The following is a 19,238-nucleotide window of genomic DNA, read 5'->3' on the forward strand; positions in this document are numbered from 1 at the left end:
ACCGTGCAAGACCTTAAAAAAGTGGCATACGCGCCGAATGTTCGGCGCTTTCACCCTCATCCGCGCACAGCACGCTACGTTCAAGTGCCGCCTGCAAAGCATCGAAACGCACCGGCTTGGCCAGCCGATCCGTCATGCCAATGCCATGGCAGCGCTCACGCTCCGGCCCATTGGGCGAAGAGCTCAGGGCGATCACCGGCAATTCACCGCAGCCAGGCAATGCGCGAATCTGACAGCACAACGAAAAGCCACCCTCTGGCACATCCAGCAGCACGGCGTCGAAGCTGTGCGCTTGCAACGCAGCGAGTGCCGCCGGGCCGCTGTCCACGGTTTTGACCCGGTAACCGAGCTTGAGCAACATGCCACGCACCGCCAGTTGGCCCACGCTGTTGTCGTCCACCAACAGCACCGTGCACTCCTGAGGCGCACGCTGTGCAGGCAGCGTTTGCGTGGCGGGCGTCACCTGCTGCGGCACGGCGCTGACGTCCACTTCCAACTGGAAGCGACTGCCTTTACGGGGCTCAGAATGATGGGTCAGGCGCCCGCCCAGCAGTTCGATCAACTGCCGGCAGATCGCCAGGCCAATGCCCAGGCCGCCGTATTCACGCGTCATCGAGCCGTCCAACTGAAAGAAACGCTGATACAGCGTGGCCTCATCGAGAAAGGCGAAGCCGATACCGGTGTCGGTGACGATAAAGCTCAGGTGCAAGGCGCCATCCCCTTGGGGCACGCCCACCACTCGCAAGCGCACCGCGCCGACGTGGGTGAATTTGAAAGCGTTATCGAGCAGGCAATCCAGGCACTGGAGCAGTTTGTCGGCGTCGCCGATCAGCCGGTCCGGCACCTCATCGGCCACATCAATGGAGAACGCCAGGCCTTTGCTCTGGGCGCTGCCGGTGAATTGCTGGCGCAAGGTATCGAGCGTGCCGCGCAGGCTGAACACTTGCGGCTGGGCCACCAGGCGACCGGCCTGCAATTCAGTGAGGGTGAGGATGCCGTTGACCATGCGCATCATGTCCCGCGCCGAGCCGGCGGCGGTTTGCTGGTACTGCGTCAGGTCATCGTCCAATGACACGGTTTGCATCAGCTCCAGCGAGCCGATCACACCGTTCATCGGCGTGCGCAATTCGTGGGTCAGGGTGGCGAGAAATTCGTCTTTGAGACGATTGCTGCGGGCCAGTTGCTGGTTGAGCGCTTCCAGCTTCTGGCTGGCATCGAGGAGAATCTGCGCCTGCTGTTCGCGCATGCCGTTGATGCGGTCGGCCAGGGCCAGGGACAACAGCGCCACTTCAATGGCTGAGCCGAGCTGGCTGGCGTACATGGTCAGGAACACGTTAGGCAGGTAACCCAGCACCATCAGGGTGTTGACCACCCCGCCGAGCAGGAAAGCCGACCAGGCGATGATGAAATAACGCGCCATGCGCTGCCCGCAATACCAGGCCTTGATGGCCGCCACGAAGATGGTCACGGTAAACACCAGCGCCAGCGCAGTGGCCAGGCGCAGGGCCACGGCGTAACTGGTCAACAACGCCAGTGCCATCACCAACCCTCCACAGGCCGCGAGCGCCAGCAGGATACGGTTGAGCCAGCGGCTGTGCTGCGCGGTGTGCAGGAAACTGCGCGCGAACAGGCTGCCGAACAAGGCCGCCGAGCCGATCAGGAAGGGCACCGCCGCATTCGCCCACCACGGGTTGTTCGGCCAGAAGTACTCCACCGCGACGCCATTGACCGACAGCTGATACAAGCCGAACGAGGCGATATAGAGGATGTAATACAGGTAGCTGGTGTCGCGCACGCTCAGGTAGATGAACAGGTTGTAGATCAGCATGCCCAGCAACACACCGTAGATGGCGCCGAGCACGTACAAGCGCAGCGGCTGCTCCTCCATGTAGGCGGTGCCGGCCCATAATGTCAGCGGTGCCTGGATCGAGCCTTGGCTTTGCAAGCGCAGGTAGACGGTTTGTTGCTGGTCGGGCAAGAAGCTGAGCTTGAACAGGTAGTTGCTCTGGCTCACCTCACGGCTGGAAAACGGCAACGCGCTGCCGGTGCGGGTGGTGAGGCGGAAGTGACCAGTGCCGTCGTCCTGGTAAAGGTCCAGGCAATTGAGCGGCGGGTAGGCCAGTTCCAGAAACCAGGTGCGTGGTGCCCGGGGATCTTTGGCGGTGTAGTGCAGGTTGACCTTCAGCCAGAACACCGAGCGTGAATAGCCGGCATTGAGCGTGTCTTTGTCGTGGGTCTTGAATTGGGCGGCATAGGCGGGGGAACTGACATCGGCGATGGTGAGGGCATCGGTTGGGTCTTCGAGCACTTGCATGACCCGGCCCAACGGGAGGCTTCGCGTGTCCTGGTTGAACTCGACGGCGCTGGCGAGCATCGGCAGCCCGCACAATAAAAAAATCAGCAAATAGCGCATAGAGCCCCAGCGTAGCCTGGTCCGGTTGTGTCAAAAGCCCCCCATTCCTTTTGAGAAGACGTACACCGGCGATACAGTAAGTTGTTTGGATGCACTTTAGCATAGCCAGTAAAAGCCATTAGCCACCGCGGGAACTTTTTTTAGGACAGCTCTAGGGCAATGCTTTCAGCTCATCTCAGTGCAGCGCTCAGCCACGGCAAATCGCGCCGCAGCGGCAAACTCCTGCCATCGCCAGGCAGCCACGCAAAAAGCGTTTGGTGGTAAGCTCGCGCACCATGAATATCTACAGCTCTCGCCCCGTTGTCCTCTGTCTCTCCGGCCACGACCCCAGTGGTGGCGCCGGCCTGCAGGCAGATATCGAAGCCCTGCTCGCCCAGGGTTGCCACGCGGCCCCGGCCGTCACCGCGTTGACCGTGCAAAATACTGTCAATGTCAGTGATTTCCGCGTGCTTGACCGTGAGTGGGTACTGGCCCAGGCCAATGCCGTGCTCGGCGACTCTGAAGTTGCGGCAGTCAAGCTGGGCATGCTCGGCTCCACCGCGATGGTCGACACCGTGGTCGAACTGCTGCAGGCGCACCCGCATTTGCCGGTGGTCTGCGACCCGGTGCTGCGCGCCGGCGGCGGCGGTAGCCTGGGCAAGGACGAGGTCGGTTATGCAATGCGCGAGCGGCTGCTGCCCTTGTCATTGATCGCCACCCCCAACCTGCCCGAAGCGCGCATCCTCGCGGAACTGCCCGACGGCAGCGCCGACGACTGCGCCGAGAAGCTGTTGCCGTACATCAAGCACCTGCTGATCACCGGTGGCCATGGCGACGAGCACGAAGTGCACAACCGCCTGTACAGCCGCGACGGCACGCGCCAGACCTTTACCTGCCAGCGTTTGCCCGGCGGTTATCACGGCTCGGGTTGCACCTTGGCCAGTGCGCTGGCCGGGCGCATTGCCCAAGGCGAAGGTTTGGCCAGCGCCGTGCAAACGGCTCTCAACTACACGTGGCGTACCCTGCGTGATGCCGAACAACTCGGCCAGGGCCAGTTCGTGCCGCGTCGATTGCCGCTGGATTTCTGCTCGTAACTTATCGCTCGTCAGCAAGGGGTTTGCCCGATGAAACTACGCGGCCTTTACGCCATTACCGACAGCCAACTGTTGGCCGGCAAATTCCTCGCCTACGTCGAGGCGGCGCTGGACGGTGGCGTCACCCTGTTGCAGTACCGCGACAAAAGCAGCGACGAGGCACGGCGCCTGCGTGAAGCCGAAAAGCTCTATGAACTGTGCTCGCGCTACAAGACTCAATTGATCATCAACGACGATGCCGAACTGGCCGCGCGACTGGGCGTCGGCGTACATCTGGGCCAGACCGACGGCCCGCTGACCTCGGCCCGGGCACTGCTCGGCGCCAAGGCGATCATCGGCGCCACCTGCCACAGCCAGATCGAACTGGCCGAACAGGCCGCCAAAGAAGGCGCCAGCTACGTCGCCTTCGGCCGCTTCTTCAATTCCACGACCAAACCCGGCGCACCCGCCGCCACCGTTGACATGCTGGCCCAGGCCCGCAAGCGCCTGCACCTGCCGATCTGCGTAATTGGCGGCGTCACCCTGGAAAACGCCGAGCCGCTGGTGGCCCACGGGGCTGACCTGCTCGCCGTGGTCCATGGCCTGTTCGGTGCCGACAGCACCCAGGAAGTCACGCGCCGCGCCCGTGCATTCAACGACCTTCTTAAATCTTCAGTTTAGAGAGCCCGATCATGTCCCGTTCCGAAACCCTGTTTGCCAACGCCCAGAAACACATCCCCGGCGGTGTGAACTCCCCCGTGCGTGCGTTCAAGAGCGTGGGCGGCACGCCGTTGTTCTTCAAGCATGCCGAAGGCGCCTACGTCACCGATGAAGACGACAAGCGCTATGTCGACTACGTCGGCTCCTGGGGCCCGATGATCCTCGGCCACAGCCATCCGGATGTGCTGGAGGCGGTGCGCCAGCAACTGCAACACGGCTTGTCCTACGGCGCCCCGACCGCGATGGAAACCGAGATGGCCGACCTGGTCTGCTCGATCGTGCCGTCGATGGAAATGGTGCGCATGGTCAGCTCCGGCACCGAAGCCACCATGAGCGCGATCCGCCTGGCCCGTGGTTTCACCGGCCGCGACAACATCATCAAGTTCGAAGGCTGCTACCACGGCCACTCCGACAGCCTGCTGGTGAAAGCCGGCTCCGGCGCGCTGACCCAGGGCGTTCCCAATTCCGCTGGCGTACCTGCGGCATTCGCCAAGCACACCCTGACCTTGCCGTTCAACGACATCGCAGCCGTCGAGCAGATGCTCAGCGAAGTCGGCCAGGACGTTGCCTGCATCATCGTCGAGCCGGTTGCCGGCAACATGAACTGCGTTCCACCGGCCCCGGGTTTTCTTGAGGGCTTGCGCGAGCAGTGCGACAAGCATGGCGTGGTGCTGATTTTTGACGAAGTGATGACCGGTTTCCGGGTCGCCCTCGGTGGCGCCCAGGCTTACTACGGCGTTACGCCAGACCTGAGCACCTTCGGCAAGATCATCGGCGGCGGCATGCCGGTAGGCTGCTTCGGCGGCAAGCGCGAGATCATGCAACACATCGCCCCGCTCGGCCCGGTATACCAGGCAGGCACCTTGTCGGGTAACCCACTGGCCATGGCCGCCGGCCTGACCACCCTGCGCCTGATCAGCCGCCCGGGCTTCCACGCCGAGCTGACCGACTACACCACGCGCCTGCTCGACGGCCTGCAACAACGCGCCGACGCCGCCGGCATCCCGTTTGTGACCACCCAGGCCGGTGGCATGTTCGGCCTGTACTTCAGCGGCGCCGACGATATCGTCACCTTCGATGACGTGATGGGCAGCGATGCCGAGCTGTTCAAGCGCTTCTTCCACCTGATGCTCGAAGGCGGCGTGTACCTGGCGCCGAGCGCCTTTGAAGCCGGCTTCACCTCGATTGCCCATGGCGAAGCCGAACTGAAGTTGACCCTGGATGCTGCCGAGCGCGCCTTCGCGGCCCTGAAATAAGTGACGGCAACCTCTGACGTTGCCCCTGGCAGCGTCAGATTTGCTACTTTGCTTACAGAGAATTCCTGGTTTTTTCGAGAATTGCACTGCAATCCGGCAGATAACTTGCCCAAGCAGCAGAAAAACGAGTAAAGACTTTGTAAGCAGAGGCCTGCTTATTTCATAATGCGCGCTTATTGGACTCCCTCGAGGGTCCGCGCGCCCCGTCAGAGGTAAGTCGATTCCCATGAAACGCACCGGCCGCACCCTGGTTCTGGGCTGCCTGTTGCTCCTTCAACCGCTACTGGCACATGCCCAGGCCGGCGGCAACTCGTTGTTAATTCCAGCGATGGGTCGTTGCACCCTCAATACCCAGCCAGAGAGCCAGGCCGAAGCCCTGAGCGCGTGCCAGAAACAGGCCGAGGACGGGGATGCGCAGGCGCAATACGAGTTGGGCGAGTACTACCACGACAGCAAGAACCCGGCCGTTGACCTCAACAAAGCGTTGAGCTACTTCGAGAAAGCCTCGTTGCAGGGCCACGCCCAGGCGCAATACCAGTTGGGCAACATGTTCTTCAAAGGCGAAGGCGTGCCGGCCAACAACATTCAGGCGTACATCGTGCTGAAAATGGCCGCGGTCAATGGCGCCGAAGACGCACTGGACACCGCCGACGAAGTCGCCGAGCACATGCAGCGCGATGAACTGGAAGTGGCGACCCAGGTGCTGGGGCAGATTTTCCGCAACTACCTGCAGGAGTTGCAGAGCGCCGATGGGCGTTCGCCTTTCTCTCCCCTGCCTTGATCACGGCGATAACAGGTAGCCCTGTCGATACGCCGTGACCCCTGCGACGTGGGCAATCGCCATACCGGCGCTTGCCATTCGGCGTATTGATCGTACATACAAAAGCCCTGCACGCTCACACGCTACCTCGGTCACACGGTCTGTAATCGGATCGATGACGTGCGCCACGATTTGTCCTGCTTCCAGGTAATCCCCCACCTGCGCGCAAAACACAATCAAGCCTCCCACCGCACTCACCACCGGCTCGACCCCCGCCAAGGGTGTTGGCGGACTCAATAACGCCGGTAGTGGAGGCGCTTGCCCCTCAACGCCTCCCTGCAAAGTCAGATAGTTGATCAACGCCTGACAATCCTGTCGCGCCAGCCCGTGGCTCACATCAGCCACGCCGCGCAACTCCACGGTCACGGCAAAACCCGGCGCCGCAAAGACCCCAGGGAAACGCGCCTGCATCCGTGCCCAGAACAAGGTGTAGCAATCGTCGAACGAATGCCCGCCCGCGTCCGGGCTCATAAAGCAGGCCCGGGCGCCCAGGTACCGCGCCAGCGGTTCCACCTGGGGCCAGGCGTCCGGTGCCAGGTACAGGTGCTGCACCGCCTCGAAATCACAATGCAGGTCCAGCACTCTGTCGGCGTCACAGGCCAGCGTTTGCAGGGCCAGGCGCAGGGAATGCAGCTGGGTCGCCGGCACCTGGCTGACAAGGGTTTGCCGCAAGGTCGCGCGGATCAGGTGCAGGTTATGCGCAGGATCATCAGTCAGAACATCCTGGACCTGATCCCCGACCTGCTGGCTGACGTCGATGAAGAAGCGATTGAAGTTCTCTCGACTGTCGTTATCGAAGCGCCCCTGCGGCACGTCCATCAGCACCTGCTCCAACCCCAGCGGATTGGCCACCGGCACCAGCACCACCTGCCAACGCAGCGCACCTTTGGCCTCCAGATCTGCCAGCCGTTGTTTGAGATGCCACAACACCAACATCCCCGGCAACTCATCGGCGTGCAGGGACGCCTGGATGTAAACCTTGCTCGGCGCATCGGCTGGGCCGTAATGAAAACTATGAATATGCCGCGTGGTACCTGGCACAGCCGTCAACAGTTCATGTCTGCAAGTCTGCATATCGCCTCCTATCGATTCGAATCAAGAAAGCTCAGCCAGCGTCGTTCTGCCAGACGGAACAGGCAGATCAACGCGAACGTAATGCACAAGTAGAGCGCCGCGGCCAGGCCAAAGGATTGGAAGGTGAGGAAGGTTGCAGCGTTGGCATCCCGTGCGACTTTCAGGATATCCGGCACCGTTGCCGTGAACGCCAGGGTGGTGGAATGCAACATGAAGATCACTTCATTGCTGTAGTAGGGCAACGACCGGCGCAGGGCCGAGGGCATGATCAAGTGCACGTACAGCTTCCAACCGTCGAAACCCAACGACCGTGCAGCCTCGATTTCACCGCGCGGCATCGCCCGGATCGCGCCCGCGAGTATTTCCGTGGTGTAGGCCGCGGTATTGAGGGCAAACGCCAGAAGGGTGCAATTGAGCGCTTCGCGAAAAAAAGCATCCAGCAACGGTTGCTCGCGAACGGCGCCAATGCTGTAGATGCCGGTGTAGAAGATCAGCAACTGGATATACAGCGGTGTGCCGCGAAACACGTAGGTAAAGCTTTGCACCGGCCAACGCAGCCAGCGTCGGCTGGACGTCCTGGCAATGGACAGTGGCAACGCCAACAGCAGGCCCAGGCACGAAGAGGCGCTAGTCAGCCACAAGGTCATGGCCAGGCCGGTGATTTGTTGGCCGTCAGAATAGATAAACGGCCGCCAATACTCCTGGATAAGCTCGATCATGATGATGATTCCTGCACACCGTCACCATACCGACGCTCCAGCCAGCGCAACGCCGCGTTTGAAACACTGCTGAGCAACAGGTAAACCAGCGCCGCCAGCAGCAGAAAAGCCAGTAATTGCTGACTGCTCTTGCCCGCCATCTGCGCCACTTTCACCAAGTCTGCCAAGCCGATGATCGACACCAACGCCGTGGCCTTGAGCAAGACCATCCAGTTATTGCCCAGCCCCGGCAGGGCAAACCGCATCATTTGCGGGAATATCACATGCACAAAACTCTGCCTGAAGGTCAGGCCAAGGGCTTTGGCAGCCTGGAACTGGCCCCGGGGCACAGCCAGCAACGCGCCGCGAAAGGTTTCGGTGAAATAGGCGCCGTAGATAAACCCCAGAGTGATCACGCCGGCGCTGAAAGGGTCGACATCGATGTAGGCCCAGCCCAATTCGCTGGTCAGACGACTCAGGCCTGTCTGCAACCCGTAGAAAATCAACAGCATCAACAACAGGTCCGGAACCCCGCGAATCAAGGTGGTATACACCTGCGCGCACAGGCGCCATGCCCTGACCCTGGACAGCTTGGCGCCTGCCCCCAGCAGGCCCAGGATCAGCCCCAGCAGCAATGACAACAGTGCCAGTTGCAGGGTGACCCAGACCCCGTGCAGTAACATCGGCAAAAAACCGCCCAGGGACGCGGCGAATTGAGTGAAGGCAGGTAGCATGATTGTGTCCTCGCTGGCCGTTGAGGGCGGTTATTGGCCGCTGAACATGTTCACTCCGGGGAAGTACTGCTCTTGCAGGCGAGCGTAGGTGCCATCGGCGTGCAGGGCAGCCAGCCCCTTATCCAACAGCGCTTTCAACGTGTGGTTGCCCTTGGCGATGCCAATGCCGCTTTTGGACGGCATCAACTCGCTGTCAATCAGCGGGCCCAGCACGAACCCGACGCCTTGGGGTGAACGTAAAAATCCGCTCTGTGCTTGCTGAGCATCCTGCAGCGATGCCTGCAAACGCCCTGTCAGCAGGTCCGCGTACACTTGCTCCTGATCGGCATAAGCCACCACCTTCATACCCTGCCCGGCGAGCACTTGCCGGGCATACACTTCTTGAGTACTGCCCTGCAAATAGCCGACGGCCATGCCTGTGGAAAGCTCAGTGCCAGGGCGCATCACCATGGCGGTGGGACTGGAAAACACCTCCGAGGAAAAGTCGATGACCTTTTGCCGAGCGGCAGTGATGGTCATTGAAGCAAGGATGGCGTCGATCTTGCCGGCGTTGAGGCTGGGAATCATGCCGTCAAAGTCACTCTCGACCCATTGGCAGCGAACATTCAAATGTGCACAAATTGCATTGCCAATATCTATTTCAAAACCGGTCAAAGTGCCCGTACTGTCTTTATAAGCAAAGGGCGCATAGTTGGGATCGGCAGCGAAACGGATCACTTTATAATCGCTGGCAAACAACGATGAATTAATAAGGAGTGTGGTGAATAACATCAGGAGTATTTTTTTCATTATTGTATTCCTCGTTATTGATTGAACAGTCGGACTGACTACACCTCGATAAATGGAATTTCCCGCCGCACTATCAGCGAGCCTTCGGGCGCATCGAACTCACGTGCGATGCGATGACCTGAATACACCGCCGCCGCAATGGTGCCCGGCGCCACACAGTCGCCGATCAGCGTCAGCGTTCGGATGCCTGCCGCCTGTAACTGTTCGGGTGAGTTGTTCAAGGCCTGATACAGCGCCTGCTCAGGCTCCCGGGAAGTGACCAGCAGCAAGGCTGCAGCTGGGATCAACCGCGTACGTTCGGTGTAGATGCAACCCGCTACCACACCCTCTGGCTTAACGCTGACCAGCGTATGGGACGGTATGATCGTGACATTCAACTGCATCAGACGACGCTGAATGCGGTGCTGCTCGAGAGTGTTATGGGTCCAGGCCGCCACGTCCGCCGCAGGGGTGATGAATATCACCTCCACACCCCGCGCCACCAGGTGTTCGGCCAGCACGCTGCCCATGTAATAGTGATCGTCATCGAACAGCAACACCGGCGAAGTGGGCAACACCCCCGCCATCAGGTCATCAGGCGTCAGCACGGGCAGGCTCTCCAGGCCCGTTAAGGGGGAGCGCAAGGCGCGTCCCAAGCCATCCCGCCGCCAATGGGAACCCGTAGCGATGAACACATGCTCGGCGGCGAAATCCAGCACATCCTGGGCCTGCAAGGGGCTTTCCCGATAGATCTCGACTGACGGCATGCGGCTCAACGCATCCAGTCGATAGTCAATCACCCGTGCCCAACTCGCCAGCCCCGGCAGCCGGGCTTCCAACGCTACACGCCCGCCTAGGGTGCGCAGGCTGTCGACCAGGGCCACTTCCATCCCTCGCGCACCTAGGATCCGTGCACACTCAAGCCCGGATGGCCCGGCGCCGACCACCAGCGCCCGGCCGGGTTGCTGCGTACGGTTGACCGACTCGGGGTGCCAGCCACGCCGCCACTCCTCGCCCATGGTCGGGTTCTGTGTACAGCGCAGGGGCGTGCTGGTGTGGTCGCCACTGACACATACATTGCAGCCGATGCATTCGCGAATTTCCTCGGCGCGCCCCTCTTCAATCTTCTTGGGCAAGAACGGATCGGCAATCGAAGGGCGGGCCGCCCCGATCAGGTCCAGTACGCCACGGCGAACCAAAGACACCATGGTGTCCGGCGAAGTGAAGCGGCCGACGCCCACCACGGGCTTGCTGGTCAGCGCCTTGAGCCCCAGCAGGAAGGCCTCTTGGTAACCCTCCCCGGCAAAGCGCGCCGTCACGCTGTCATTGGACCAATCGGCGACATTGACGTCCCACAGGTCCGGCAGGTCCGCCAGCATCGAGAAGATTTCGGCACCTTCGCCCTCGCGGCTGAGGCCGTCGGCCATTTGCTCATCCACCGCCAGGCGGACCGCTACGGCACACCGATCACCCACTGCGTCGCGAGTGTCTTCAATCAACTCGCGCAACAGGCGCACACGGTTTTTCAGCGTACCGCCGTATTCGTCGGTACGCCGGTTATTGCGTGGCGTGAGGAAATGGAACGGCACGCTCAGGTCGTGGCCGGCGTACACATAGATGATGTCGAAACCCGCCTCCCGGGCGCGCAATGCGGCGGCTCGATGCAGGGCGCGCAATTGCCGGATATCGGCATGGCTCATGGCCCGAGCCTGCACCGGGTCGTAACTGCGCACCGGGGTATTGGAAGGCGCCCAGGGAATTTCGCGACTGTAGCGGTTGGGCGCCGAGTAACCATTGAATGCCAGCTCTACCCCAGCCAACGCCCCGTGACGGTGTACCCCCTCACACATGCGCGCCAGTGCAGGAATATCGCGTTCATCCCAAAGACGCGCTTCTATATAAGGGGAGAACTCGCTCAGCGGGCTGATTTCGCATTCTTCCGTGCACACCACGCCCCAGCCGCCCTCGGCTTTCACTGCGCGCATGCGCGCCATCGCCGAGGGGTGCACGTGGCCCATGCCATTACAGTGCGGAACTTGATAAAAGCGATTGCGGGTACGCACCGGGCCAATTTGCACCGGCTCAAACAGAATGTCATAGCGAGGATCGCGCACAGGGCTACTCCCGAACAGGTCAGTTCGTTAATGAAGGCGTGATGGAACTTGGCGCTAATGAGTGGCGTGATTAAACGCAGTCGAACGGGGGAAACTTCGAGGTTTTCTTATTATTGGTAGATTCATGATGCCCTCTCTGAATAAACAAAATTTGCTATCTTTCAAACAAAATGTCTATCCATTGAGAGGCAGTTTCGGAAACGCCCTACAAATTAATTGCAGATCACTTCTCAGGCATCGGCATCGGAAACGGCATCACATTGCTCATGCCCCGAGCTTCACTGATCTTCGGCGTCCCCAGGCGCTCGACTTCATCGATGCGCACAATCGAATGCATGGGCACAAAGCTGCGCACCACACCTTCGAACTGGGCCTTGAGCTTTTCTTCGCCCGGATCGACCACCAACTGGGTGCGCTCGCCAAAGACGAACTCTTCCACCTCCAGGAAGCCCCACAGATCACTTTGATAGATCTGCTTGGCGTACATTTCGAACACCTGGCCCTGGTTGAGGAAAATCACCTTATAGATTGGAGCTTCACGTTTGGTCATGGTGGGCGAACAACACATGGGGATATAAAAGAGGGCGCGAACTATAGCATGGCACCCGATGCACAGCGCTAGGAACCAATGGGCATGCCCCCTATAATGCGCGGTTCTTTACCACCAGTTGACGATTCCCATGGCCAAGAAGCTTTACATCGAAACCCACGGTTGCCAGATGAACGAGTACGACAGCTCGCGCATGGTCGACTTGCTGGGCGAACACCAGGCCCTGGAAGTCACTGCCCGCGCCGAAGATGCCGACGTGATCCTGCTCAATACCTGCTCGATCCGCGAGCGGGCCCAGGACCGTGTGTATTCGCAGCTGGGCCGCTGGCGCGAATTGAAACTGGCCAACCCGGACATGGTGATCGCCGTCGGCGGGTGCGTGGCCAGCCAGGAAGGCGCTGCGATCCGCGACCGCGCGCCCTATGTCGATGTGGTGTTCGGCCCGCAAACCCTGCACCGCTTGCCCGAGATGATCGACGCCGCACGCATCACCAAGCTGCCGCAGGTTGACGTGTCGTTCCCCGAAATCGAAAAATTTGATCATCTGCCCGAACCGCGCATCGATGGGCCGAGCGCCTATGTGTCGGTGATGGAAGGCTGCAGCAAGTACTGCACCTTCTGCGTGGTGCCTTACACCCGCGGCGAAGAAGTCAGCCGGCCGTTTGACGATGTGCTATCGGAAATCATCCACCTGGCTGAAAACGGCGTGCGCGAAGTGACCCTGCTGGGCCAGAACGTCAACGGCTACCGTGGCCAGACCGATGATGGCCGCCTGGCCGACCTGGCGGAATTGATCCGCGTGGTCGCCGCTGTCGATGGCATCGAGCGTATCCGCTACACCACCTCCCACCCGCTGGAGTTCTCCGACAGCTTGATCCAGGCCCACGCCGAAGTGCCAGAGCTGGTCAAACACCTGCACTTGCCGGTGCAATCGGGTTCGGACCGCATTCTGTCGGCGATGAAGCGCAACCACACCGCGCTGGAATACAAATCCAAATTGCGCAAACTGCGCGCTGCCGTGCCGGGCATCTGCATCAGTTCGGACTTTATCGTCGGCTTCCCGGGCGAAACCGAGAAAGATTTCCAGCAGACCATGAAGCTGATCGAGGACGTCGGTTTCGACTTCTCCTACTCGTTCGTCTACAGCCAGCGCCCGGGCACCCCGGCTGCCGACCTGCTGGATGAAACCCCGGAAGCGTTGAAAAAAGAGCGCTTGAACGCGCTGCAACATCGCCTCAATCAGCAGGGCTTTGAAATCAGCCGACAAATGGTCGGTTCGATCCAGCGCATTCTGGTCACCGATTATTCGAAGAAAGACCCGGGTGAATTGCAGGGGCGTACCGAGAACAACCGAATCGTCAACTTCCGCTGCGACAATCCCACGCTGATCGGCCAGTTTGCCGATGTGCACATTGATGCGGCGCAGCCACACTCGTTGCGTGGCTCGTTGATCAACTGATCTCGCTGACCGGATGAAGATCAAAATGTGGGAGCTGGCTTGCTTGCGATAGCGATGTATCAGTGCCCTATGTGCCAACTGACCCACCGCTATCGCAGGCAAGCCAGCTCCCACAGGGGTTCTTCAGGGTTATCGAGAGTGGGGCCAAGCTATTTAAGTGCTTTCGCACACCGGCGCCTGGCGTTATTCTCTCTCTCACCTCATCAGCCAAAGGGCGGCTAAAAGCAACCTTGAACGCACCCATAGCAGAACCCCATCGCTTTATCCTCGAGCCGTTTGAGGCTCGCCGTTTCGCCAACCTGTGCGGACAGTTCGACGAGCACCTGCGCCTGATCGAACAACGCCTGAGCATCGAGATCCGCAACCGCGGCAATCAGTTCGAGCTCATTGGTGAACCTCAACACACCACGTCTGCAGAAAACCTGCTGCGCCGCCTCTACCGCGAAACCAAGGGTAGCGAGCTGTCGCCGGAGACCGTGCACCTGTACCTGCAGGAATCGGCTGTGGAAGACCTGGCCAATAACCCGGTGGCCGAAGCCAGCGTGGCCTTGCGTACCAAAAAAGGCATGATTCGCCCCCGCGGCTTGAATCAGCAGAAGTACGTCAAGGAAATCCTCGGCAACGACATCAACTTCGGCATCGGCCCGGCCGGTACCGGCAAGACCTACCTGGCGGTGGCCTGCGCCGTCGATGCCCTGGAACGCGAGCAAGTGCGGCGCATCCTGCTGGTGCGCCCAGCGGTCGAGGCCGGCGAAAAGCTCGGTTTCCTGCCCGGCGACCTGGCCCAGAAGATCGACCCGTACCTGCGCCCGCTCTACGACGCGCTGTACGAGATGCTCGGCTTTGAATACGTGGCCAAGCTGATCGAGCGCCAGGTGATCGAGATCGCACCACTGGCCTACATGCGTGGCCGCACGCTCAACAACAGCTTCATCATCCTCGACGAAAGCCAGAACACCACCGTTGAGCAGATGAAGATGTTCCTCACCCGTATCGGTTTCGGCTCCACTGCCGTGATCACGGGCGACATCACCCAGGTCGACCTGCCCAAGGGCACCAAGTCGGGCCTGGGCCAGGTGATCGAGGTGCTCAAGGACGTGCCGGGTATCAGCTTCACGCATTTCATGCCCAAGGACGTGGTACGCCACCCGCTGGTGCAGCGCATTGTCGAGGCCTATGAGCGTTTCGAACACCGCGACGACGCGCCCGCCAAGGACGCTCGCCACGATGGTTGAGCTAGACCTGCAGCTGGCCACCGACGCGCCCGCCCCCAGCGAAGCCCAGTTCCGCCAATGGTGTGAACTGGCCTTGCGCCAGCGCACCGCCGACTCGGAACTGACCATTCGTCTGGTGGACGAGGCCGAAGGCCGTGAGCTGAACCACACCTGGCGCCAGAAAGACTACGCGACCAACGTGCTGTCCTTCCCCGCCGACGTGCCCGACGAATTGCTAGATATCCCGCTGCTGGGCGACCTGGTGATCTGCGTCGCGGTGGTCGAGCGCGAAGCGGCCGAACAAGGCAAGGAACTTGAGGCCCATTGGGCCCATCTAGTCATCCACGGCTGCTTGCATCTCTTGGGTTACGACCACATAGACGATGACGAAGCCGAGGAAATGGAAGCGCTGGAACGAACGTTGCTTGCAGAGCTGGGTCACCGCGACCCGTACGCAGACGACGAAAACTGATCAACACTCAACTGTCATATCAAAGGATTTAGAGTAATCGCTATGAGCGAAGACCGATCGAGCAACGGGCAGAAGTCATGGCTGGGTAAACTGACCCAGGCTTTTGCCCACGAGCCGAAGAACCGCCAGGAGCTCTTGGAGCTGCTGCGCGATGCACACCAGAACAAATTGCTGGACAGCGAAGCGCTGGCCATCGTCGAGGGCGCCATCCAGGTGGCTGACCTGCAAGTACGCGACATCATGGTCCCGCGCTCGCAGATGATCAGCATCAAGGCGACCCAGACCCCACGGGAATTCCTCCCGGCCGTGATCGACTCGGCGCATTCGCGCTACCCGGTGATCGGTGAAAGCCATGACGACGTCATGGGCGTCCTGCTGGCCAAGGACCTGCTGCCGTTGATCCTCAAGGAGAACGGCGACAGCTTCAACATCAAGGACCTGCTGCGCCCGGCCACCTTCGTGCCCGAGTCCAAGCGCCTGAATGTGCTGCTGCGCGAGTTCCGCGCCAACCACAATCACATGGCCATTGTGATTGACGAATACGGCGGCGTGGCCGGCCTGGTCACCATCGAAGACGTGCTGGAGCAGATCGTCGGCGACATCGAAGACGAGCACGACGTCGAAGAAGACAGCTACATCAAGCCGCTGCCCAGTGGTGATTTCCTGATCAAGGCGCTGACGCCGATCGAGAACTTCAACGAGTTTTTCGACAGCGAGTTCTCGGACGATGAGTTCGACACCGTCGGCGGCCTGGTGATGAGTGCGTTCGGGCATTTGCCCAAGCGTAATGAAACCACCGAGATCGGTGCGTATCGCTTCCGCATCCTCAATGCCGATAGCCGTCGTATCCATCTGATCCGTTTGACACCTATCGCCCGCTAAGGACTGACATGCGCCGTATGATCGCACCCGGCTGGCCCGGTAACTTGCTGGCCGTGGTGGCCGGCGCCATCACAACCCTGGCGCTGGCGCCGTTCGATATCTGGCCGTTGGCGCTGGTAGCGGTCGGCCTGTTCTATATCGGCCTGCGGGAGCTGACACCCCGCCAAGCCCTGGCCCGTGGCTGGTGTTTCGGCTTCGGCCTGTTTGGCGCCGGCACCAGTTGGATCTACTACAGCATCCACCACTTCGGCGGCGCTTCGGTGCTGCTGGCGGGGTTCCTGATGCTGCTGTTCACCGCCGCCATCGCCTGGTTCTTTGCCCTGCCCGCCTGGTTATGGGCACGCTGGTTGCGCCGTAACGAAGCACCACTGGCGGATGCATTGACGTTCGCCGCGTTGTGGGTCGGCCAGGAAGCCTTTCGTGGCTGGTTCCTTACCGGTTTCCCGTGGTTGTACTCCGGTTACAGTCAACTCGATGGGCCTTTGACCGGCCTCGCGCCATTGGGTGGGATGTGGCTGATTTCCTTCGCCCTCGCACTCACCGCCGCATTGCTGTGCAACCTGCCGCGTCTGCTGGCCAGCAAGCGCAATGCCTTCATCGGCGCGGGCCTGTTATTGCTGGTTGCACCTTGGGCCATTGGCCTGGCGCTCAAGCATCACGCCTGGACGTCGCCGTCTGGCGCGCCGCTGAGCGTGGCCGCGATTCAGGGCAACGTCGAGCAAAGCATGAAGTGGGACCCCGACCAGCTCAATGCACAGTTGGCGCTGTACCGCGACATGAGCCTGAGCTCCAAGCGCGTCGACCTGCTGGTCTGGCCGGAAACCGCCGTGCCGGTGCTCAAGGAGTCCGTCGAGGGCTACCTGGGCATGATGGGCAAGTTTGCCGCCGACCGGGACAGTGCGTTGATCACCGGGGTACCGATTCGCCAGGAAGTGCACCACCAGAAGCGCTATTTCAACGGCATCACCGTGGTGGGTGAAGGTGACGGCACCTACCTCAAGCAGAAACTGGTGCCGTTTGGCGAGTACGTGCCGTTGCAGGACATGTTGCGCGGGCTGATCGCCTTTTTCGACCTGCCCATGTCCGACTTCGCCCGCGGCCCTTCTGACCAGGCCATGCTACAGGCCAAGGGTTATCAGATTGCGCCGTTCATTTGCTATGAAGTTGTGTACCCCGAATTCGCCGCCGGCCTGTCGGCCCAGAGCGACCTGCTGCTGACCATCAGCAACGACACCTGGTTTGGCCGCTCCATCGGCCCGCTGCAGCACCTGCAAATGGCGCAGATGCGTGCCCTGGAAGCTGGCCGCTGGATGATCCGCGCCACCAACAACGGCGTGACCGGGCTGATCAATCCGTTTGGGCAGATCACCGCGCAGATCCCGCAGTTCGAGCGCGGCATTCTCTATGGAGAGGTGGTGCCGATGCATAACCTCACGCCGTACCTGCAATGGCGTTCGTGGCCGTTGATCATTGTGTGCCTGGCATTGTTTGGCTGGGCTCTGCTGGCTGCACGAATGTCCAAAACGCTCTGACCTGTGGGAGCTGGCTTGCCTGCGATGGCGGTGTATCAGTGCCCTAAGTGCTCACTGACCCACCGCCATCGCAGGCAAGCCAGCTCCCACATTTTGATCTCCTGTGTTGCGCCTACCGGTAAAACAACCGATACCCCACCTGCCCCACCGCTTCATTGATCAACTGCCCGCTTTGCCACACCGCCTTGACCTCCGGCATCCAGCCACCCAGCGGTCGGCCATGGTCCACACCCAAAAAGCCCACCGGCCCCGGCACCACGGTGAAGCCGGCCTTTTCAAAACTCCACACCGAACGCGGCATGTGCCAGGCCTGGGTCACCACTACCACACGCTTGATGCCTTGAGGCAAGAGTATCTCGGCGCTCATCTGGGCGTTTTCCCAGGTAGTGCGGCTTCGCTCTTCTTTCCAGCGTACGGTGACACCGAAGTCATCCTGCATCGACACGGCCATCAGCTCGGCCTCACTGGGCGGCGTGCCGTAGTGCAAGCCACCGCTGGTCAGCACTGGCAAACCGGATGCTTTGGCCAGCCGCGCGGCAAAACGCTCACGCTCCAGGCCAATACCGGTGGGCTGGTCGCTGCCCCAGGCAACGTCACCGCGCTCGCGCCCCGAGCCCAGCACCACAATCGCGTCGGCACGCTGGGCCAAGGTGGCCCAGTCTTCCCGGGCCAAAGGTGGTTCTGTCTCCAGGACACGGGCGCCCCACTGCACCATCACTGGCAGGCTGATCAACCACATCCCGCCCAGCCCGAGGGCAAAGCACAAGCCCGCCAGGCGTGGACGGCTGCGGCGAAACCACCAGGCACACGCCAGCAACAGCAGAAAAATACCGGGCGGCAACAACAGTTGTTTAATGAAATAACGAAAAGGCATCGGGCATCTCCAAAGATGCCCGAAGCCTAGATGCATCGGGGTTTTGCAACAATCCTTACCGACAACATTTTGATAACGCTAACGGATAACGCGGGGCTCACTTGCACCGCACGGAGCGGAAGTCCTCTGGCCCGCGGCCGGTCGCCAAGTCTTTGAGCCAGATGACCTTGGCCGAATGAGCGGGCGGGGAAGCCTGCCCATGGGAGGCGCGGTCGTGATTCAACGCCAGGTAGTTCTTGATCAATTCAAGTTCCGCCTGGCTCAAGCCTCGCAACTCCAGCTCCAGAGGCCGCTCATCACGCAATCGGCCTGCGGTTCTTGCGGCATCCAATGCCCGACCCAAACGGTCGATCAATCCTTCATACAACTGCGGTTTCGTTAAAGTTCGCTGCGATTCAACCATCCCCTCACCTCATTGAAGAAATACTTGCTCCCCACTAAACAGCGTAGCCCCCGTGGCTGCGCCTGCCCGGTGCCGCGACAGACGGCCCTTGCCGCGCAATCAGGGTTTCCCTCGATAGAGTGGGGTCATGTATGCTACGGCGCTTCCTGTAACTCCACTTCCCGCAGGGTTTGGGCACGGACGCGCCGCTTCTTGGTGTCGAA

18 protein-coding genes are annotated in these 19,238 nt (G+C 60.8%); 9 read left to right on the plus strand and 9 right to left on the minus strand.

The features are described from left to right. Positions 1-13: 13 nt before the first annotated feature. A complete protein-coding gene (locus tag RHM69_RS16855) occupies positions 14-2,413 on the minus strand; it encodes a hybrid sensor histidine kinase/response regulator (protein ID WP_060766658.1) in 2,400 nt (799 codons plus the stop codon). A 275-nt stretch (positions 2,414-2,688) separates the two neighbouring features. Here RHM69_RS16855 and RHM69_RS16860 point away from each other — a divergent pair, with 275 nt between their 5' ends. The 4 genes from RHM69_RS16860 (at position 2,689) to RHM69_RS16875 (ending at position 6,222) form a co-directional block, all read left to right on the plus strand. Then, a complete protein-coding gene (locus RHM69_RS16860; protein ID WP_014720062.1) occupies positions 2,689-3,486 on the plus strand; it encodes a hydroxymethylpyrimidine/phosphomethylpyrimidine kinase in 798 nt (265 codons plus the stop codon). Positions 3,487-3,516: 30 nt separating this feature from the next. Then, a complete protein-coding gene (gene thiE / locus RHM69_RS16865; protein WP_014720063.1) occupies positions 3,517-4,146 on the plus strand; it encodes a thiamine phosphate synthase in 630 nt (209 codons plus the stop codon). 11 nt (positions 4,147-4,157) lie between these two features. After that, a complete protein-coding gene (hemL, locus tag RHM69_RS16870; RefSeq protein WP_019818059.1) occupies positions 4,158-5,441 on the plus strand; it encodes a glutamate-1-semialdehyde 2,1-aminomutase in 1,284 nt (427 codons plus the stop codon). 226 nt (positions 5,442-5,667) lie between these two features. Beyond that, on the plus strand, positions 5,668-6,222 hold the full coding sequence (locus tag RHM69_RS16875; RefSeq protein WP_014720065.1) for a tetratricopeptide repeat protein: 555 nt from the start codon (positions 5,668-5,670) through the stop codon (positions 6,220-6,222). Here RHM69_RS16875 and RHM69_RS16880 read toward each other — a convergent pair whose 3' ends face one another. From RHM69_RS16880 to RHM69_RS16905, 6 genes are all read right to left on the minus strand, one after another. After that, positions 6,223-7,335 (minus strand): succinylglutamate desuccinylase/aspartoacylase family protein, encoded by a 1,113-nt coding sequence (locus RHM69_RS16880; protein WP_073452088.1) that lies wholly within the window; start codon positions 7,333-7,335, stop codon positions 6,223-6,225. Positions 7,336-7,343: 8 nt separating this feature from the next. After that, positions 7,344-8,054, minus strand: coding sequence for an ABC transporter permease (locus RHM69_RS16885; RefSeq protein WP_014720067.1), 711 nt, complete (start codon positions 8,052-8,054; stop codon positions 7,344-7,346). Next, entirely contained in the window at positions 8,051-8,767 is a 717-nt protein-coding gene (locus RHM69_RS16890) for an ABC transporter permease (RefSeq protein WP_014720068.1), read from the minus strand. The genes RHM69_RS16885 and RHM69_RS16890 overlap by 4 nt, the downstream gene beginning before the upstream one ends. A 30-nt stretch (positions 8,768-8,797) precedes the next feature. Beyond that, on the minus strand, positions 8,798-9,556 hold the full coding sequence (locus RHM69_RS16895) for a transporter substrate-binding domain-containing protein (RefSeq protein WP_019818062.1): 759 nt from the start codon (positions 9,554-9,556) through the stop codon (positions 8,798-8,800). 38 nt (positions 9,557-9,594) lie between these two features. Further along, the gene (locus RHM69_RS16900; RefSeq protein ID WP_078466472.1) at positions 9,595-11,649 is read right to left on the minus strand and encodes an NAD(P)-binding protein; all 2,055 of its coding nucleotides are present in this window, start codon (positions 11,647-11,649) and stop codon (positions 9,595-9,597) included. A 223-nt stretch (positions 11,650-11,872) separates the two neighbouring features. Further along, positions 11,873-12,199 carry a DUF1820 family protein gene (locus RHM69_RS16905; RefSeq protein WP_003215457.1) on the minus strand — a complete coding sequence of 109 codons (327 nt, stop codon included), beginning with the start codon at positions 12,197-12,199 and terminating at the stop codon, positions 11,873-11,875. A 130-nt stretch (positions 12,200-12,329) separates the two neighbouring features. On the opposite strand from RHM69_RS16905, the gene miaB reads away from it, so the two are divergent. The 5 genes from miaB (at position 12,330) to lnt (ending at position 17,758) form a co-directional block, all read left to right on the plus strand. Continuing rightward, positions 12,330-13,658, plus strand: a complete 1,329-nt coding sequence (gene miaB, locus RHM69_RS16910; RefSeq protein WP_014720071.1) for a tRNA (N6-isopentenyl adenosine(37)-C2)-methylthiotransferase MiaB — start codon at positions 12,330-12,332, stop codon at positions 13,656-13,658. Positions 13,659-13,888: 230 nt separating this feature from the next. Beyond that, positions 13,889-14,893, plus strand: coding sequence for a PhoH family protein (locus tag RHM69_RS16915; RefSeq protein WP_014720072.1), 1,005 nt, complete (start codon positions 13,889-13,891; stop codon positions 14,891-14,893). Further along, a complete protein-coding gene (ybeY, locus tag RHM69_RS16920; RefSeq protein ID WP_014720073.1) occupies positions 14,886-15,344 on the plus strand; it encodes an rRNA maturation RNase YbeY in 459 nt (152 codons plus the stop codon). The genes RHM69_RS16915 and ybeY overlap by 8 nt, the downstream gene beginning before the upstream one ends. Before the next feature lie 42 nt (positions 15,345-15,386). Further along, a complete protein-coding gene (locus RHM69_RS16925; protein WP_003194444.1) occupies positions 15,387-16,226 on the plus strand; it encodes an HlyC/CorC family transporter in 840 nt (279 codons plus the stop codon). A gap of 8 nt (positions 16,227-16,234) precedes the next feature. After that, a complete protein-coding gene (gene lnt / locus RHM69_RS16930) occupies positions 16,235-17,758 on the plus strand; it encodes an apolipoprotein N-acyltransferase (protein ID WP_014720074.1) in 1,524 nt (507 codons plus the stop codon). A 112-nt stretch (positions 17,759-17,870) separates the two neighbouring features. Here the strand turns inward: lnt and RHM69_RS16935 are convergent, their stop codons facing one another. Together RHM69_RS16935 and RHM69_RS16940 are read right to left on the minus strand one after the other, a co-directional pair. Next, positions 17,871-18,632 carry a YdcF family protein gene (locus tag RHM69_RS16935; RefSeq protein ID WP_014720075.1) on the minus strand — a complete coding sequence of 254 codons (762 nt, stop codon included), beginning with the start codon at positions 18,630-18,632 and terminating at the stop codon, positions 17,871-17,873. A 97-nt stretch (positions 18,633-18,729) separates the two neighbouring features. Beyond that, the gene (locus RHM69_RS16940; protein ID WP_014720076.1) at positions 18,730-19,035 is read right to left on the minus strand and encodes a hypothetical protein; all 306 of its coding nucleotides are present in this window, start codon (positions 19,033-19,035) and stop codon (positions 18,730-18,732) included. Positions 19,036-19,238 lie beyond the last annotated feature (203 nt).

The organism is Pseudomonas sp. CCI1.1 (genome assembly GCF_034348165.1).
Taxonomy (GTDB): Bacteria; Pseudomonadota; Gammaproteobacteria; order Pseudomonadales; family Pseudomonadaceae; genus Aquipseudomonas; species Aquipseudomonas paracarnis.

Excerpts from the sequence above, each read along its gene's own strand:
- thiE (WP_014720063.1), top strand. The coding sequence starts at position 3,517 with ATGAAACTACGCGGCCTTTACGCCATTACCGACAGCCAACTGTTGGCC.
- RHM69_RS16935 (WP_014720075.1), bottom strand. The coding sequence starts at position 18,632 with ATGCCTTTTCGTTATTTCATTAAACAACTGTTGTTGCCGCCCGGTATT.
- RHM69_RS16875 (WP_014720065.1), top strand. The coding sequence starts at position 5,668 with ATGAAACGCACCGGCCGCACCCTGGTTCTGGGCTGCCTGTTGCTCCTT.
- RHM69_RS16880 (WP_073452088.1), bottom strand. The coding sequence starts at position 7,335 with ATGCAGACTTGCAGACATGAACTGTTGACGGCTGTGCCAGGTACCACG.
- RHM69_RS16940 (WP_014720076.1), bottom strand. The coding sequence starts at position 19,035 with ATGGTTGAATCGCAGCGAACTTTAACGAAACCGCAGTTGTATGAAGGA.
- RHM69_RS16885 (WP_014720067.1), bottom strand. The coding sequence starts at position 8,054 with ATGATCGAGCTTATCCAGGAGTATTGGCGGCCGTTTATCTATTCTGAC.
- RHM69_RS16855 (WP_060766658.1), bottom strand. The coding sequence starts at position 2,413 with ATGCGCTATTTGCTGATTTTTTTATTGTGCGGGCTGCCGATGCTCGCC.
- ybeY (WP_014720073.1), top strand. The coding sequence starts at position 14,886 with ATGGTTGAGCTAGACCTGCAGCTGGCCACCGACGCGCCCGCCCCCAGC.
- RHM69_RS16895 (WP_019818062.1), bottom strand. The coding sequence starts at position 9,556 with ATGAAAAAAATACTCCTGATGTTATTCACCACACTCCTTATTAATTCA.
- RHM69_RS16925 (WP_003194444.1), top strand. The coding sequence starts at position 15,387 with ATGAGCGAAGACCGATCGAGCAACGGGCAGAAGTCATGGCTGGGTAAA.
- RHM69_RS16860 (WP_014720062.1), top strand. The coding sequence starts at position 2,689 with ATGAATATCTACAGCTCTCGCCCCGTTGTCCTCTGTCTCTCCGGCCAC.
- RHM69_RS16890 (WP_014720068.1), bottom strand. The coding sequence starts at position 8,767 with ATGCTACCTGCCTTCACTCAATTCGCCGCGTCCCTGGGCGGTTTTTTG.
- RHM69_RS16905 (WP_003215457.1), bottom strand. The coding sequence starts at position 12,199 with ATGACCAAACGTGAAGCTCCAATCTATAAGGTGATTTTCCTCAACCAG.
- hemL (WP_019818059.1), top strand. The coding sequence starts at position 4,158 with ATGTCCCGTTCCGAAACCCTGTTTGCCAACGCCCAGAAACACATCCCC.
- lnt (WP_014720074.1), top strand. The coding sequence starts at position 16,235 with ATGCGCCGTATGATCGCACCCGGCTGGCCCGGTAACTTGCTGGCCGTG.
- miaB (WP_014720071.1), top strand. The coding sequence starts at position 12,330 with ATGGCCAAGAAGCTTTACATCGAAACCCACGGTTGCCAGATGAACGAG.